The sequence below is a fragment of the Bradyrhizobium sp. UFLA05-108 genome (assembly GCF_059803455.1).
This window is the reverse complement of record NZ_JBANAZ010000015.1, coordinates 1-12,920: the sequence shown is the minus strand read 5'-3', so window position 1 is coordinate 12,920 and position 12,920 is coordinate 1. Positions and strand designations below refer to the sequence as shown.

Genomic DNA, 12,920 nt, shown 5'->3' with positions numbered 1-12,920 from the left:
AGTCTGGCTCCTGGTCAGGCGGCGGTGGCGGCTTCGGCCGCCGGGAAGATGTGAATGCGTCGCAACGGAATGCGCAGGCCGACGGTCGCGCCTGGCTCATGGCGTGCTGCGTCGTCGACCGTGATCTGCCGGCCGACCGCCTCGACGCGATAGCGATAGAGACCGCCGGGATAGCTGCGCGCGGCGATACGCCCGGGCACGAGGAGATCGCCCTGCGGCATCGCGTCGGGCGCCTCCAGGCTTGCGACGTCGTCGCGGAAATAGGCCACGGCCTCGCCCGTGGGCAGCGCTGTGGCATCGTCGTGCGCGACCCGGACGACCGCGGAGCCGGCACTGACGGCCGTCCCGTCCTCGTTGCGCGCGACACGCACGGGCAGGACGTTCTCCGCGCCCATGAAGTTGGCGACAAAGGCGCTCGCCGGCCGATCGTAGACCTCCTCGGGTGTACCGACCTGGGCGATCCGGCCCACCTGCATGATGACGAGCCGATCCGCCATGGTCATGGCTTCCTCGCGATCATGCGTGACATGGATGGCCGTGACGCCGAGCCGCTGCTGGATCGCGCGGATCTCGTGGCGCATCGTCATCCGGATCTTGGCGTCGAGATTGGACAGCGGCTCGTCGAGCAGCAGGATGCTAGGGTCGACCGCCAGCGCCCGGCCGAGCGCGACGCGCTGCCGCTGCCCGCCCGACAGCGCCGTGACCTTGCGCTGCTCGTAGCCGGCAAGGCCCAGCATCGTGAGCAGCGAAGCCGCCTTAGCGGCGATCTCGGCTTTGGCGGCGCCCCGCAGCTTCAGCCCGTAGCCGATGTTCTGCAGCACGGTCATATGCGGCCACAGCGCGTAGGACTGGAAAACCATCGCCATGCCACGCTTCTCCGGTGGCAGCAGGGCGACGTCACGGTCGCCGACCACGATCGAGCCGGAGTGCACCGGCACGAAGCCGCACAATGAGCGCAGAAGGGTGGTCTTGCCGCAGCCGGAAGAGCCCAGGAGGGCGGTGAAGGTGCCGGGGGCAAAATCGAGGCTGACACCGTGCAGGACTGGCGTGCCGCCATAGGCGACATGCAGGTCGCGCACCTGGATCGCCGCGCCGGCGCTCGTCACGCCATGCGTTTCCGCCTGCACGATTCGTTCCCTCCACGCCGATGTCATTTTGCCAGAATGGAATTGTCCTTCCATTCCGCGACCGGCTTGGAATAAACGTAGCGATCCGTAGCGTGCTGATGCAACAGATTTGTGAATCCGAGATTGGTGAAGCCGAAACGATGCCTGCCGACGAGCAATCGACCTGGCTCATGCCAGACAGCGACGACGAAGCCTTGCTCCCGTGGTTGATCCCTGATCTTGCGGAGCGCGTTGGCGCGTCGGTCCCCACCGAGGTTGTTGGGCGATGACGCCGGCAGAGCTCGCAATGCGGCGTCATGCCGTCCAGGGCCTTGTCGCCGAGGCCGGGCGCCTGGCGCTGGACTATTTCGGCAAGCAGGACAGCCTCGGCGTCACCATGAAGGGCGCTCAGGACTGGCTGACGGTTGCCGACGGTGCCGTCGAGGATTTCCTCAGGCAGCGGCTGGCCGTGCTCTTCCCGACCGACACGGTGATCGGCGAGGAGGGCGGCGGCGCAGCGAGCGATGCGGTCTGGATCATCGATCCGATCGACGGCACCATGAACTTCGCCCATGGCGACCGCAACTGGTGCATCTCGATCGGCTTCCTGCACGATCGCGTCCCGACCATCGGAATCGTGGCCGCACCGGCGCTGGACGAGCTCTATGTGGCCCAACGCGGACAGGGCGCAACGCTGAACGGGCGGCCGATCCACGTCTCGGCCACCAACGACCTCAAGCGCGCCTATGTCGAGCTCGGCTGGTCGCCCCGCGTCCCCTTCGAGCGCTATCTCGCCGTCCTCGAGCGCGGCTATGCCGCGGGCTGCGCGGTGAAGCGCTCCGGCTCGGGCGCGCTGGGGCTCTGCCATGTCGCCAATGCGCGCACCGACGCCTATCTCGAGCTGCACATCAATGCATGGGACGTCGCTGCCGGCATCGTCATCGCCGGCGAGGCGGGCGCAACAATCAATGATTTCTTCGCTGGCGACGGCATCAGCAAAGGAAACCCGATTCTCTGCTCCACTCCCGCACTCGCGCCCCAGCTGCGCGAAATCGTGGGAATGTCCTAGCAGCTCCTCTCAGGGCAGCTTGTCCGGCTTCTCCGGCATGATCTGGAGCAGCGGCTCGGGTCCGATCGAGATCTGGCCGGCAAATGGCCGGTCATGCGCGGCGATCAGGAGAACGGAAGCCGAAACGCCGGTCGCGAACAGGCCCATCGCGATGGCCGCCGCGAGGCGATTGTCGCAATGGACGAGGCCGATGACCACAAGCGCGCACGCCGCCTGCAAATACAGGCACCACCACTTGACCGCATTCACCGCGGCGAGACTGATGATGATGCGCTGCCGGCGCGCATCGAGCGCCTGCTCCAGCGCGTTGATGAGCTCGCGCTGCACGGTCGCCTGACCCGAGCCCTGCGGCGTCATCGCGACCACGAGCTGCAACGCCTCGGCCAGCGCCGGCGGCGTCGCTTTCAGGGAAACCTCCCGCTGCGCCATCATCGGCCACTCCACCGTGGCGGCTTGCCCGACATAGTCGCGCACCAGGGCGCGCAGGCGCGCCGCCTGCTCCGTCGGCAGGCCGGCGGCGAGCAGCTCGACGCTCCTCAGGGCGCTGGCCTCCCGGCTCACCGCGGCGCTGGCGCGATCGCTGTCGCCCCACACCTGCGCCGCCGTGAAGGCGACGAACAGGCCGAAGATGATGCCGAGCACCGGCAGCATGCCCGGCGAGATCGTCTTGAGCGACTTGGTCCGCGCATCCGTCGCGAACACCATGACCGCCGCGAACACGGTCGCAGCCAGAAAATAGGTGAAGCCGAAAATCACCAGCGCCATCCACGGCACCGGCAGGTTGTGCAGCCAGTCGCTCATTTCATCTCATTGCTTGCTTGGAAACTCTTCAGATCAACCGAATCGAACAATGCGATTCGGGTAGTCAATGCACGTGTCGTGTATGGCCTGTCCACCGGGATTGCGACTGCGGATCGATGTTTCCGTCAGTTGCGGAGTAGAGCAAACCGACGTCTGTCGATCTGCTCGCGCGCAAGCTGTCCCGCCGCTGCACAAAGATCGGGCGCGTAGAGTTGGCAAATTCCTCGCTTCTCGATTCCCTTATCAATCATATCCAAAAGTCGTGCCGGCGAAATGTCGGGCGGCGCGGCGATACGACCGGTGACGACGTGTTTTTCCATTTTCGCGTGATCGGCGTGATCGATATCGGGGTCGCGCCAGCAATTCGCGCACATGATCTTGAAGCTCTCGGAGTGCGAATAGACGACGGCATCCCCGTCCAACTCTTCGCTCAGGTCGGCCAATTGCCGTGCTGTCTGCTGCGTGCCCGCGAAATCGAAGAATTGATAGTTCCGACGCAGAAGTGTTGCCAGATGGGGAAAGACCGGGACCTGCTGCTCACCATAGGTGTGATGCGTAATCGGGGCGCCGTCCGTGAGGATGACATCGCCGTAGTCGACGCCGAGATTGCCGTACAGCACGCTGCGGATAATGCCATGGCACGGACTTAACCGTTCGATCCATACCGTTTCCTCTTTGCCTGGATCATCAGAGTCTGCCGTCCGCTCAGCAAGGGGACGTTCGGCGAGCCTCGCCTTGCAGGCCGGATATCTGCCTTCCGGCAAGCCGAAACGTCCAAGCTCTATTTTCTGACCCATGCGCTTCCACACGTCCAAGGCAGTTTCGGCGTTCTTGGCGGCGGTGGCACAGATTCCAAGGTTCCACTCGTAACTGTCGATAACTTTTTGCGTCAGGCTTGCGGCCGCCCGGTTCGCCGCCATGCCTTCCGCGAATCTGCCGCGTGTCTTGTAGAAAAGGCCCAGATTGTATTGGTGCGCGCTGTTTTGCGGATCGATTTCGGTCAGCCTCCGAAGGCTGCTCTCGGCGATCGCATCCTTCTGGCGCGCCATCATTCGGGCCGACGTGGCGAGCCCGCAAAGTATACGCTCCTGTTCAGGCTGCCCCTCATGGACCTCGGCCAGGCGGCTCAGCTTCTCGACCATGGTCCGAAATACTGGGTGTCCCGGCGGTGGCGCATTCAGATCATCAATGTCGCGGGCGGCTTCGAGGCATTGGCCAAGCGTTGAGAGGATATTCGTGTCGCCATCGTGGGCGTCTGCTATCTCCGAAAGAACGTCTGCCGCCTCCTCCCTTGTGAGGCTTCGCTCGTCGACAATCCACAACAACGCCATCGCGGCCTCAGGCTGGTGGCGCAGCGCCTTTCGCAATGGCTGGATATTCTGCCACGCCGCCTGCTTGCGGCCCGCCTGTCCTTCTTCGGCGGCGTCACGTGCGATCGCTTTGATCTCATCGGAAGAGAGAACCGCGCTGGGACCATTCGACATGATCGTCTCCGTGGAGGCGCTTTGGCGCAGGCAGGGATGGGCTTTGGGTGTGTGGACGGGTCTCAACGCAGCGGGGTTAAATCAATTTCATCCCCCTCAAGCTCGCGTGCCCGCCTTTGCCGACGATGATGTGGTCGTGCACGGATATGCCGAGCGGTTTTGCGATCTCGATGATGGCCTTGGTCATCTGGATGTCGGCCTGCGAGGGCGAGGGATCGCCGGAAGGGTGATTGTGCACGAGGATCAGCGCTGTCGCCGATAATTCGAGCGCGCGCTTGATCACCTCGCGCGGATAGACCGGGGTGTGGTCGACGGTGCCGGTCTGCTGCACCTCATCGGCAATGAGCTGGTTGCGCTTGTCGAGAAACAGCAAGCGAAACTGCTCCTTGTCGGCAAACGCCATGCTGGAGCGGCAATAGTCGATCACCTCGTTCCAGGACGACAGCGCGTTGCGGCTCTTGACCTCGCCCTTGGTCACGCGGCTTGCGGCCGCCGCGATCAGCTTGAGCTGATTGATCGCGGCTTCGCCGACGCCCTCGACCTCGCGCAGCCGCGCCACTGGCGCGTGGATGACCTCGGCGAACGAGCCGAAGGTCTTGATCAGCGTCTTCGCAAGCGGCTTGGTGTCGCGCCGCGGCAGCGCCGGAAACAGCGCCATCTCCAGCAGTTCATAGTCGCTCAGCCCGTCCGCCCCGGCGCTGTAGAAGCGCTCGCGCAGCCGCTCGCGATGGCCGTGATAATGCGGCGGCTCTGTCGGTTCGTGCTTCTCGGATGGGTCGCGGGATTTGGCGGGCATCGCGCGCCAGCATTGCCGCGTGCCATCGTTTTTGCAACCGCCAATTGCGGCGGAGTTCAGCGCACCGGCTTCAGCCCCGGCACCAGCGCAGCAAGCCGGTCCTTGATCCGACGGCCGAACATCGGCCCGCCCGCGGGCGGAGGCCCCGGCGGAGGTCCGCCGCGTGAACCGGGTGGCGGCGGTGGCGGGCCGGCGCGCCCGACCGTCGCGTCCACGCGGCGGTCGATGCCGAGCGTCAAGCTTGCCACGTAACGGTCGCGCTCCTCCTTCACCGCGCAGAAGGCGCGATGCTCGGGGTCGGAGCGCTCGATCACCATGTCGTTGGCGTTGATGATCGTGCGTTGCCGCGCGCGGTCCTTGTAGGCGGGAACGTTGGTGTAGATGAACTCGTTCAGCGCGTCCGGCAGGAAGGTTTGCCCCGTCAGCACGTTTTTGTCGTCGAGGAAAACCTTGAAATGGATATGCGTGGTGCGGCCGTCATACCAGCCGGGATAGATCGTGTTGAACGTGACCCACCCGGCGTAGTCGGTCGCTTGAGTGCCGCGCAAAAACGTCTTGCCGGTCGCGTCCACGTTATGGCTATCGCTCTGGCCCGGAAACGCCGAGTAGAGGCCCTTTGCGTCGCAATGCCAGATGTCGACGCGGGCGCCCTTGATGGCGGTGCAGGGACCGGCCTCGATCACACGCAGCCGCAGCGTGAGGGGAATGCCTTGCTTGCCCTCGGTGATATCCATGCGCAGGAGCTTTGGATCGGCGTAGAACGGCCCTTCCTCCGCCTGCGGCGTCAGGATGCAGGCCGGCTCGCTGGAAGTCGCTGCGGGCTCGGACGCCGCCTGCGCGCGGGTTGGCAACACGCCTACGGCAGTGGCCGATACAAATCCGAGAAAGCCACGGCGCGTCGACGTGCTCACTTGATCTCTCCTGTTCCTCTGACGACAGATCGTCATCGGCGAACGGAATGGCAAGATCAGGCTTTGAAAATGGCGACAATCAGCCCGGAGGTTTCCGGCTGTTTCGCGCCGGCAGGGGCACCGTGACGGCAACGACGCCGGCGAGAATGAGCGCCATTCCTGCAACAATCGACCAGGAGAAGCGCTCGTCGAGCCATGCAGAGCCAAGCGCCACCGCGAAGCCCGCGCGCAGATAGCTTCCGCTGGTCGTGCCGAGCGGGCCGATCGTGTGGATCAGGCGGAAATAGATCACCATCGCGAAGGCCGTGCAGACAACGGCGAGCACGATGACTGCCGCGATCGCCCGTGCCGGAGGCAGCGCCAGCATCCAGGGACGTTCGAGGGCGGCGGCGATGGGGAGCATCAGGATCGCGGCGCAGCTCATGGCGCCGGCCGCGGTGACGATGGCGGGGAGGCCGGAGAACCGCTGGCCCCATATCGGCGCAAGCGCGTAGCAGAGGCTCGCGCCGAGCACGGCCATCTGGGCCAGCGGCGCCGCCGTGCCGATTCCGGACAGCGCGTCGATGCCGATCGTCAGGGCGACGCCGGCGAAGCCGAGACCGACGCCGATGATCTTCTGGCCGCTGATCGCCTGTCGTCCGCGCCCGGTCAACAGCGCGATCATCAGCACGAACATCGGCGGCGTGGCATTGAGTACGCCGGCGAGGCCGCTCGCGATATGCATCTCGCCCCAACTGATGAGGGTGAACGGAGCTGCGCTTTGCACCAGCCCCTGCACGAAGAAAGCCGCCCACACCGATCCCTGGCGCGGAAGGGCGTGTCTCTGCGCGCGAGCGATCAGGATCAGCAGGATGGCCGCAATCGTCACGCGCGCGGCAACCATCGTAAATGGCGGAATCGTGGGGATCGCGACCTTGATCAGCGTGAACGAGCTGCCCCAGATCAGTGAGAGAATCAGCAAAAGCCCGATCTCGAACGCGAGAGAGGTTTGCCCTGACATTGTCTGTTGCGCCTGCGTGCTCATGCGATTTGCTCCGGGATCTGTCGGCACCATGATCCCAAAAGCGGCGGCGCAGGCTGGCTGGATTCGGACCTCATCGCCCGATCCAGTCCGATTTCGGCTACTCGGCGGGCTGTGCTGAAACTATTATCCCGCCATGGCGAAGACGTTGGCGCACCGGCAAACGCTGCCACCGCATCTCGACTGGGAGAGCTGCGACCGGGCACGGCTGGCGCGTGCCCACGCGTTCGACGGGCTGTTCTTCTCGGGCGTTCGTTCGACGCGCATCTACTGCCGGCCGGTCTGCCCGGTTCGCCCGGCGCGCTCCGAGAACGTCACCTTCTATGCGACTGCTGCCGCCGCCGAGCGGGCCGGCTTTCGCCCGTGCCTGCGCTGCCGGCCTGAAACGGCGCCGGGCTCGCCGGCATGGATGGGAACCGCCACCACCGTGGCGCGCGGGATGCGCCTGATCAATGACGGCTTTCTGGATAAGGCGTCGATGACGGAGCTTGCGGAAGCCCTCGGCGTCGGGCCGCGCCATCTCCTGCGCCTGTTCATGCGCCACGCCGGCGCGAGCCCGAGCGAGATCGCGGCGACGCGCCGCGTGCAGGAAGCCAAGCGCCTGATCGACCAGACCGACATGAATTTGGCGGAGATCGCGTTCGCGGCCGGCTTCGGCAGCGTGCGGCGGTTCAATGATGCTTTTGCCGCGACCTACAAACGGCCACCGTCGTCATTCCGACGTTTGCGATAGGTGGATAGGTGGATAGTTGGAGCGAGCGAAGCGGTCGCCACACGTCAGCCGATCTGCTTCTCGCCGTGCCGCTGCGACAGCGTGAAAATCTCAACGCCGGTCGCCGTCACGCCGACGGAGTGCTCGAACTGCGCCGACAGCGAGCGGTCGCGGGTCACCGCTGTCCAGCCGTCGGAGAGAATCTTCACATGCGGCTTGCCGAGATTGATCATCGGCTCGATGGTGAAGAACATGCCGGGCTTGAGCTGCACGCCTTCGCCGGGCCGGCCGACATGGATGATGTTGGGCTCGTCGTGGAACATGCGCCCGAGACCATGGCCGCAGAAATCGCGCACCACGCTCATGCCCTGCGGCTCGACGAAGCTCTGAATGGCGTAGCCGATGTCGCCGGTGGTGGCGCCGGGCCTTACGGCGGCGATGCCGCGCATCATCGCCTCATAGGTTACTTCGATCAGCCGCTCGGCTTTCCGTGCGATCGGGCCGATCGCATACATTCGGCTGGAGTCGCCATACCAGCCGTCGACGATGAAGGTGACGTCGATGTTGACGATGTCGCCTTCCTTCAGCGGCCGGTCGCCGGGCATGCCGTGGCAGACCACGTGGTTGAGTGAGGTGCAGGTCGAGTAGCGATAGCCGCGATACATCAGCGTCGCCGGATAGGCGCCATGGCTGAAGGCGAACTCGCGGACGAACTCGTCGATGCGCGAGGTCGGCACGCCCGGGCCGACGATGTCGGTCAGCTCATCAAGACACCTGGCCACCAGCGCGCCTGCCTTGCGCATGCCGACGAATGCGTTCGGGCCATGGAGCTTGATCTGTCCGGTCTTGCGCAAGGAAGTATCGGTGGCTTCGATGTAGCTCATGAAAGGTAATCTTTTCGGCGGAAGCGTTTGATTTCTGGTCCTAATTTAATGATCGCGGGCCTTCATGCAAGCCAAGCTTGGCGGGCTTGCGGCCAAAAGCTGCCTCAACTCGGGACTTCTACGGTGGTTTCGACCGGCAGCGCGCCGCCGCGGACCCGGATTTCCCGCACCGGGTAGGGAACCCGGATGCCCTCGCGCTTGAAGGCGTCCCACAGCGCCAGCATCACGTCGCTCTTGACGTTATCCATCCCGTCGGGATCCGCGATCCAGAAGGTTAGCGAGAACTTCATGCCGGCCTCGGCGAACTCTGTCAGAATGCAGTTCGGCGGCTTGCCTTTCTGCGCACGCGGATGGGCGGTGGCGGTTTCGGCGGCGAGCTTGCAGACCAGCCGCGGATCGGCGTCGTAATTGGTGCCGAAGGCGATCTTCACCAGCGTGTTCTTGTCGGTGTAGGTCCAGTTGACGACCTTCTGCGTCACGAGATCCTCGTTCGGCACCAGGAACTCGCGGCCATCGCCGGCGGCGACGGAAATGTAGCGCGTCTTCATTGCGCTGATGCGCCCGGTATTGTCGCCGATGGTGACGAGGTCGCCTGGCTTCACCGACTTGTCCGCGAGCAGGATGATACCGGAGATGAAGTTCGCGACGATCTTCTGGAGGCCGATACCGATACCGACGCCGACCGCGCCGGAGAACACCGCGAGCGCCGACAGGTTGATACCGACGGCGTCGAGCGCGATGATGATCGCCACTGTCAAGAGCCCGATGCGGATGATCTTGATCAGCAGCACCTGCACCGACGGCGTCAGGTCGGTCGTCGAGTTGATCCGGCTCTCGGCGAAATTGCTGGCGATGTTGGTGAGCCAGAGTGCGATGATCAGGAGCGCGCCGGCCTTGATCAGCAGCAGCGGCGTCAGCCGCAATCCGCCGAGCACGATCGCGAATGAGTCAAGCAGATCGACCGTTGCGTCCAACTGACCGATGATGGAAAGGGCAGCGACGAACCACGCCGCGACCGACACCAGCTTGACGATGAAGGCGTTGCGCAGCACCGAGGTTACAAGCCGTATCACGAGCCAGGCGAGGCCGAGCTTTGCGGCGACCATCAGGAGATAGCTGCGGCTCGGCCAGGTCGCGTGGTACATCACCACGCGCTCGACGATGACCAGGACGGTGAAGACCGCCGTGGAGGCGCTGCCGACCAGCACGCGGATGAAGTGGCGAAGCGGTAGCGGCCAGCGCATCGCCAGCGACGTCATGTCGATGCGGTTGCGGATGGCGGCCTCCGAGGCCCAGGCGATCCCGGCCGCTCCCAGCATCAGACCGAATTGCAGGTAGAACCAGGGCGAGGTGATCTCGGCGCCGACGCTGCGCGCCGTCGTCTGCAAGAACTCCATGAGGTCTTTGAGGTCCATGTCTCTTTGGGGGCTATGTCTCTTTGGGGTCTATGTCCATCGCGGGGGCGTTGGAGGCAGATCGGCAGGATTTGATTCGATGCAGCGGCAGAATCCCACAAAGGGCGCGGCCGGACCATCGATACAACGGCACGTGATGCGAGTTAAGGCCGCAAAATGCGGGCAGATTGCCGCGAGTGGCAGAAATGGGTTGGCGGGCAAGTGTGGCGACGATAAGGATGGTTTTACAATGATTTCCTCTCCCACGTGACGACGGATGGCGTCCCTCGACTCGGTCAGCATCGCGATCCTGCTCGGCGCCGTCCTGGTGATGGCGGGCATCCTGTCGAGCTTGCTCGCGTTGCGTTTCGGCGCGCCCCTGCTGCTGGTCTTCCTTGGAATCGGCATGCTGGCCGGTGATTCCGGCCCGGGGCAGCTCCAGTTCAACGACGTGCGGACGACCTATCTGGTCGGCTCGGTGGCGCTGGCCCTGATCCTGTTCGACGGCGGCCTGCGCACACGCTTCCAGAGCATCCGCACGGTGCTGGCTCCGTCCGTGGTGCTCGCGACCGTCGGCGTGCTGCTGACCGCGCTGATCACCGCGCCGTTTGCAAAATACGCGCTCGACCTCAACTGGGCCGAGTCGCTGCTGGTCGGCGCCGTCGTCGCCTCGACCGACGCTGCTGCGGTGTTCCTGCTGGTGCACACCCAGGGCCTGCGCCTGCGCCCGCGCGTCGGCGCGACGCTGGAGGCGGAATCCGGCACCAACGATCCCTTCGCGATCTTCCTCACCCTGATGCTGGTCGAATATATCTCGCTGGGGTCGAGCTCGCCGGGCCACGTCTTCATGGAGTTCATCCAGGAGGCCGTGCTGGGCGCGATCGTCGGCGTGATCGGCGGCCGGCTGGTGGTGATCGCGCTCAATCAGGTGGCGCTGCCGCAGGGGCTGCACGCGCCGTTCGTGACCACGGCGGCGCTCGTCATCTTCGGCGGCTCGCAGATCATGCATGCCTCGGGTTTCCTCGCGGTCTATCTCGCCGGCATCATTATCGGCAACCGCCCGACCCGCGCGCATAATTCGGTGGTGACGTTCCTGGATGCCGCGACCTGGCTCGCGCAGATCGTGATGTTCGTGCTGCTCGGCCTGCTCGTCTCGCCGCAGCGGCTCGGTTCCAGCGCGGTGCCGGCGATCGGTGTCGCCCTGGTCCTGATGCTGATCGCAAGGCCGCTCGCAGTGTTCCTGTGCCTTGCACCGTTCCGCTTCAACTGGCGGGAAAAGGTCTTCATCGCCTGGACCGGCTTGCGCGGTGCGGTCGCGATCTTCCTGGCCTCGATCCCGATGCTGGTCGGGCTGTCAAAAGCCTATCTCTATTTCGACGTTGCCTTCGTGGTCGTCATCATCTCGCTCCTCTTGCAAGGCTGGACGCTGGCGCCCGCCGCGAGGCGGCTGCATGTCGCGCTGCCGCGCAGCGAGCGCGGTCCTCGCCGCGTGGAATTGGACCTGCCCGGGCAGCTCGAGCAGCAGCTCGTCGGCTATGCCGTGCGGCCCAAGAGCCTGTATTTCCGCCGCGGTCTTATCCCGTCCTGGTCGAAGCCGACGCTGGTCATCCGCAACGAGAACATCTTGACGCCCACGGAAGCCGACCCGATCACGCCCGGTGACTACATCTATTTGCTGGCTCCGCCTGAAAAGGCCGAGTCGCTCGATCGTTTCTTCGTCGACATGCAGCCGAGCACCGCGCCCGACCCGCATCTGCTCGGAGACTTCATGGTCTCCGGTGAGCACACGCTGGCGGAGCTCGCCGAGATCTACGGCGTCAAGGTGAGCGAGGACGAGGGCAAGCTGACGCTCGCCGATTATTTCGACGTTCACCTGGACCGCGCGCCGAAGGAAGGCGCCGAGCTCGCGCTCGACGAGATCGTGCTCGTTGCCCGCTCGATCTCCGGCGGCCGCGTCAACGTGGTCGGCTTGCGGCTGCCCGAGGACGAGGAGAAGCCAGCGCCTGTCACGCGGATGAAGGCGCTGCGGCGCAAGCTCGCGGATTTGTGGATTTCGGTGGCGGGGGTTTAGTGCCTACCTGCGCGCGACGGCGTGTGACGTCGACGTTCCTCTCCGGTGTCGTCCTGGCGAAAGCCAGGACCCATAACCACCGTCGGCAGTTTTGCGAAGACTCGGAGTTGCCATCTCCCGCTGCGACTTCTCCCCGGGGTAATGGGTCCTGGCTTTCGCCAGGACGACGATGACGATGGAAAGCGTGACAGCGGAACCGCTATGCCGCGACCTGCCGAACATTCGCGCAACGCATCGTGATCGGAACCCGGAACGCTCGTCTGTGTCCATGGTTAGCCGCGTGGCAACGTAACAGGAGTGGTTCCATGCGAAAGTTCATCATCCCGATCGTCACGGTGCTTGCGCTCGGCGCGTCGGCGCCTGCGCTGGCGTTTGATTCCGGCGACCAGGTCTCGATGGAGACCGCGCTCGGCATCGCTACCGATATCGGCATCAGGACCGTCTCGCACACCCAGTTCCTCGGCGACGAATGGCAGATCGAAGGCCGTGACCGCGCCGGCCGCTGGATGGAAGTCTATGTCGACGCCAACACCGGCGACGTGCGGAATGTTGAGAGAGGGTGGTAGGCGTTACGCAATCTCGCTGTCATTCCCTGCGAAAGCGGGGAATCCAGATGCTATGGGGTAAGCGGCGACTGGGGTAAGCGGCGGTGAGGGTGTGGACACCCCTCG

Annotated in this window: 13 protein-coding genes; 5 read left to right on the top strand and 8 right to left on the bottom strand. The window is 64.7% G+C overall.

The window, feature by feature from the left end; all coding sequences use genetic code 11:
* Positions 1-14: 14 nt before the first annotated feature.
* Positions 15-1,127, bottom strand: a complete 1,113-nt coding sequence (locus SO140_RS13550; protein ID WP_449383329.1) for an ABC transporter ATP-binding protein — start codon at positions 1,125-1,127, stop codon at positions 15-17.
* Positions 1,128-1,219: 92 nt separating this feature from the next.
* On the opposite strand from SO140_RS13550, the gene SO140_RS13545 reads away from it, so the two are divergent.
* A complete protein-coding gene (locus SO140_RS13545; RefSeq protein WP_449383330.1) occupies positions 1,220-1,396 on the top strand; it encodes a hypothetical protein in 177 nt (58 codons plus the stop codon).
* A 17-nt stretch (positions 1,397-1,413) separates the two neighbouring features.
* On the top strand, positions 1,414-2,175 hold the full coding sequence (locus tag SO140_RS13540; RefSeq protein ID WP_449383331.1) for an inositol monophosphatase family protein: 762 nt from the start codon (positions 1,414-1,416) through the stop codon (positions 2,173-2,175).
* Positions 2,176-2,184: 9 nt separating this feature from the next.
* Here SO140_RS13540 and SO140_RS13535 read toward each other — a convergent pair whose 3' ends face one another.
* The 5 genes from SO140_RS13535 to SO140_RS13515 form a co-directional block, all read right to left on the bottom strand.
* Positions 2,185-2,976, bottom strand: coding sequence for a bestrophin-like domain (locus tag SO140_RS13535; protein ID WP_449383332.1), 792 nt, complete (start codon positions 2,974-2,976; stop codon positions 2,185-2,187).
* Positions 2,977-3,101: 125 nt separating this feature from the next.
* A complete protein-coding gene (locus SO140_RS13530; protein WP_449383333.1) occupies positions 3,102-4,460 on the bottom strand; it encodes a tetratricopeptide repeat protein in 1,359 nt (452 codons plus the stop codon).
* Between the two features lie 76 nt (positions 4,461-4,536).
* Positions 4,537-5,256, bottom strand: a complete 720-nt coding sequence (radC, locus tag SO140_RS13525; RefSeq protein WP_449383334.1) for a RadC family protein — start codon at positions 5,254-5,256, stop codon at positions 4,537-4,539.
* Positions 5,257-5,312: 56 nt separating this feature from the next.
* Positions 5,313-6,167, bottom strand: coding sequence for an intradiol ring-cleavage dioxygenase (locus tag SO140_RS13520; protein ID WP_449383335.1), 855 nt, complete (start codon positions 6,165-6,167; stop codon positions 5,313-5,315).
* Positions 6,168-6,246: 79 nt separating this feature from the next.
* Positions 6,247-7,191 (bottom strand): DMT family transporter, encoded by a 945-nt coding sequence (locus SO140_RS13515; RefSeq protein ID WP_449383336.1) that lies wholly within the window; start codon positions 7,189-7,191, stop codon positions 6,247-6,249.
* 133 nt (positions 7,192-7,324) lie between these two features.
* Here SO140_RS13515 and SO140_RS13510 point away from each other — a divergent pair, with 133 nt between their 5' ends.
* Positions 7,325-7,921 carry a bifunctional transcriptional activator/DNA repair enzyme AdaA gene (locus SO140_RS13510; RefSeq protein ID WP_449383337.1) on the top strand — a complete coding sequence of 199 codons (597 nt, stop codon included), beginning with the start codon at positions 7,325-7,327 and terminating at the stop codon, positions 7,919-7,921.
* Between the two features lie 44 nt (positions 7,922-7,965).
* On the opposite strand, the gene map is transcribed toward SO140_RS13510, so the two are convergent.
* Both map and SO140_RS13500 read right to left on the bottom strand, forming a co-directional pair.
* The gene (gene map, locus SO140_RS13505) at positions 7,966-8,784 is read right to left on the bottom strand and encodes a type I methionyl aminopeptidase (RefSeq protein WP_498542720.1); all 819 of its coding nucleotides are present in this window, start codon (positions 8,782-8,784) and stop codon (positions 7,966-7,968) included.
* Positions 8,785-8,888: 104 nt separating this feature from the next.
* Positions 8,889-10,199, bottom strand: coding sequence for a mechanosensitive ion channel family protein (locus tag SO140_RS13500; protein WP_449383339.1), 1,311 nt, complete (start codon positions 10,197-10,199; stop codon positions 8,889-8,891).
* Between the two features lie 256 nt (positions 10,200-10,455).
* Between SO140_RS13500 and SO140_RS13495 the strand changes: the two genes are divergently transcribed.
* On the top strand, positions 10,456-12,249 hold the full coding sequence (locus SO140_RS13495; protein WP_449383340.1) for a potassium/proton antiporter: 1,794 nt from the start codon (positions 10,456-10,458) through the stop codon (positions 12,247-12,249).
* A gap of 305 nt (positions 12,250-12,554) precedes the next feature.
* Entirely contained in the window at positions 12,555-12,815 is a 261-nt protein-coding gene (locus tag SO140_RS13490) for a PepSY domain-containing protein (RefSeq protein WP_449383341.1), read from the top strand.
* Positions 12,816-12,920: the final 105 nt, after the last annotated feature.

Coding starts and splice junctions, on each gene's coding strand:
- SO140_RS13540 (WP_449383331.1), top strand. CDS start 1,414: ATGCGGCGTCATGCCGTCCAGGGCCTTGTCGCCGAGGCCGGGCGCCTG.
- SO140_RS13535 (WP_449383332.1), bottom strand. CDS start 2,976: ATGAGCGACTGGCTGCACAACCTGCCGGTGCCGTGGATGGCGCTGGTG.
- SO140_RS13530 (WP_449383333.1), bottom strand. CDS start 4,460: ATGTCGAATGGTCCCAGCGCGGTTCTCTCTTCCGATGAGATCAAAGCG.
- radC (WP_449383334.1), bottom strand. CDS start 5,256: ATGCCCGCCAAATCCCGCGACCCATCCGAGAAGCACGAACCGACAGAG.
- SO140_RS13515 (WP_449383336.1), bottom strand. CDS start 7,191: ATGAGCACGCAGGCGCAACAGACAATGTCAGGGCAAACCTCTCTCGCG.
- SO140_RS13510 (WP_449383337.1), top strand. CDS start 7,325: ATGGCGAAGACGTTGGCGCACCGGCAAACGCTGCCACCGCATCTCGAC.
- map (WP_498542720.1), bottom strand. CDS start 8,784: ATGAGCTACATCGAAGCCACCGATACTTCCTTGCGCAAGACCGGACAG.
- SO140_RS13500 (WP_449383339.1), bottom strand. CDS start 10,199: ATGGACCTCAAAGACCTCATGGAGTTCTTGCAGACGACGGCGCGCAGC.
- SO140_RS13495 (WP_449383340.1), top strand. CDS start 10,456: ATGGCGTCCCTCGACTCGGTCAGCATCGCGATCCTGCTCGGCGCCGTC.
- SO140_RS13490 (WP_449383341.1), top strand. CDS start 12,555: ATGCGAAAGTTCATCATCCCGATCGTCACGGTGCTTGCGCTCGGCGCG.